Annotated in this window: 3 protein-coding genes; all 3 read right to left on the bottom strand. The window is 62.6% G+C overall.

The genetic code is table 11. The annotated features are described in order from the left end of the window. Nucleotides 1-1,571 (bottom strand): IS66 family transposase (gene tnpC / locus AWB64_RS30445; RefSeq protein ID WP_060859132.1); only part of this gene is annotated, 1,571 nt, incomplete at its 3' end. A 79-nt stretch (nucleotides 1,572-1,650) separates the two neighbouring features. Then, nucleotides 1,651-2,004: an IS66 family insertion sequence element accessory protein TnpB gene (gene tnpB / locus AWB64_RS30450; RefSeq protein ID WP_060859133.1), complete on the bottom strand. Its 354-nt coding sequence runs from the start codon at nucleotides 2,002-2,004 to the stop codon at nucleotides 1,651-1,653. After that, nucleotides 1,985-2,473 carry an IS66-like element accessory protein TnpA gene (tnpA, locus tag AWB64_RS30455; RefSeq protein ID WP_060859134.1) on the bottom strand — a complete coding sequence of 163 codons (489 nt, stop codon included), beginning with the start codon at nucleotides 2,471-2,473 and terminating at the stop codon, nucleotides 1,985-1,987. Before tnpA ends, tnpB begins: the two co-directional genes overlap by 20 nt. Nucleotides 2,474-2,555 lie beyond the last annotated feature (82 nt).

Genomic DNA, 2,555 nt, shown 5'->3' on the forward strand with positions numbered 1-2,555 from the left:
ACGTCGCGCGGCTTGGCAACGTTGAACGGCAACAGATCGCTGATATCGGCATCCGCTGCACGCTGCGGTAGTTCGGTCAGCACGCGAAGCAGATAGGTATGCGGTTCGACGTTGCACGCGCGGCACGTGAGCATCAGGCTATAGATGATGGCGCTCGCCTTCGCCCCGGCGACGGTGTCACTGAACAACCACGCCTTTCTTCCGGTCGTAAATGGCCGGATGTCCCGTTCGAGCACGTTGTTGTCGATGGGAGCATGGCCATCCTCGACGTAGCGCCGCAAGTACACCCATTGATTGCGCGTGTAGCTGATGGCCTTGCCGGTCAGGCTTTCGGGCAGCACCTGTGCCGCCTGCTCATCGAGCCAGATTTTGAACGCCTCCAGCAGTGGCAGGCTGTGCGTCTGGCGTAGCCGGTATGTATAGTCGGCACGGATTTGGCCCTCGGGTAACTTACCGCGTGCGAGGGTCTCGACCTGATACAGCGCCTTGAAGTATTCGAGTGCACGGCGCGCGCGACCGTCGGGTTTCTTGAGCGCCTTGTACGCCTCGTCAAACGCCCGGCGCGCATGGGCCAGGCATCCGAGATGCGTGACACCTTCGAGCGTGCGCCACGCACTGTAGCCATCGGTCATTAGCGTGCCGGCATAGCCTTTCAGGAAGGCCTGCGGATACTGTTGCCCACGCCCTGGCTGGTATTCAAACAGCACCACCGGCTCGGCACATGCTTCGGCGCTGCGGTAGACCCACATGTACGACTTGCTCGGCGCACTCTTGCCGTCCTCCTTGAGCACCTGCACCGTCGTCTCGTCGCCATGGATCAGCGACTGCGCGAGCAGCGTGCCGCGCAATGCCTCGTACAGCCGGGACAGGTGCAGTTCGGCAGGCCGGATGATCCAGTGCGCCAGCGTGCCACGACTGACCGCGATGTTCGAGCGGCCCAACGCATCTTCCATGCGGTAGAGCGGCGTGCCATCCGCGTACTTGGCGGTCATCACTGTGGCGATCATCGCCGGACTTGCGTTGCTGCCCGGCAGCGGCTGCGCCGGCATGGGCGCGATCACGATGGGCGTGTGCTCCGCGTGGCGTTCGCAATGGCGGCACGCGTACTTGAAGCGCACGTGTTGCAGCACTGACGTCTTAACCTCGATGTGCAGCTGTTCGCAGGTCTGCTCACCCATCCGGTGCATCGCACCCTGGCAGCACGGACAGACCTTCTGATCTTCAGGCAGGTCGTACTCGATACGCGTACGCGGCAGATCAGCCGGCAGCGGCTTGCGCCCCCGTTTCTGGTGGCCTGAGCCGTCTACGGCTGGCAGGCCCGTGTCGGGCAGCGCAAAGACGCCGTCCGGATCGTCTTCAACGGGTTCAGCCAGGGCCACCTGCTCGGCTTCGTCGAACACTCGGTCTTTGAGTTTCTCGCTGCTCGGGGCGAAGCGCTTGAGTTGCGCGAGACGAAACAACTCCTCGAGCTGCTCGACGCGTTGAGTGAGTTGCTGGTTGCGGGCCTCAAGTTCGCGGATATAGGCGAGAACTTCGGATGGCAGACCGGCAGTGGGATCGTGTGCTGACATGACGCTCACGATAGCGAAACCGCAAGGCGAATGGGTTTACCGAATTTGTAACGCCGGTCCCGAATGTTGCATCACGACATCAGCCAGCGTGCCGATACTGCCGCGCAGGATGACGACGCACCGCATCGATGTCGATGCCCTCAAGTAACCAATGAAGCTGCTCGGTCGAGAGCTCCATCACCACCTGCTGCCGGCGCGGCCAGACGAAGCGGTCCTCTTCCAGGCGCTTCATCAGCAGCCAGAAGCCGTTGCCACCCCAGCCGAGTATCTTGATGCGATCCCGTCGCCGGTTGCTGAACGCGTAGAGCGCCGGCGCAAACGGGTCCAGCCCCATGGACTGCTCGACCAGAGCGGCCAGGCCGTTGATCGACTTCCTGAAGTCGACTGCCTCGCGATGAACGTACACCTTGAGTTTAGCGTCGAGCCTGAACATCGCAGCGCCCCAGTGTCTCGATCATCGCCGATACCAGCGGCGCATCCTGTCCGGTACAGTCCAGCCGAAGCGTCACGCCGTTGGGCATTTCCACCGTCAGCTGCGAGCGCACGGGCGGGGGCGGTGAGCGCGTGGGCTCGGAAGCCTTTACGGCGTCCTTGTGCTCAACCACCTCACGACGGCTGATCTCGACGACCGGCACGAACGCCGACGGCACGGCAAGCGGCGGCGCATTCTCGACAACTTCCGACGTCGCTGCCACGCCGTTGCGTTGTTGATGCAGCTTGATCCACCGGCGCAGCAAGTTAGCGTTCACGCCGGCCCTGAGCGCCAACCCGGCCACCGACACGCCCGGCTGCAGGCAGGCCTCAATAAGCCTGCGTTTGGATTGCGAGTCGTAGCGCCGCTTGCCGTCGCGACCTACGAGCGTAACGGCGAGAAGCGCCGCATCTGAATCGATCTGAGTCATTGGCTGTGTCCACTGTTAATCAGTGGACACAGCTTGCCTTGCTCCCAATTCGGGCGCTATGTGCTGATAAATTCGCGCTTAC

Origin of the sequence: Caballeronia sordidicola (assembly GCF_001544455.2) — a bacterium.
In the GTDB taxonomy this organism is placed as follows: Bacteria; Pseudomonadota; Gammaproteobacteria; order Burkholderiales; family Burkholderiaceae; genus Caballeronia; species Caballeronia sordidicola.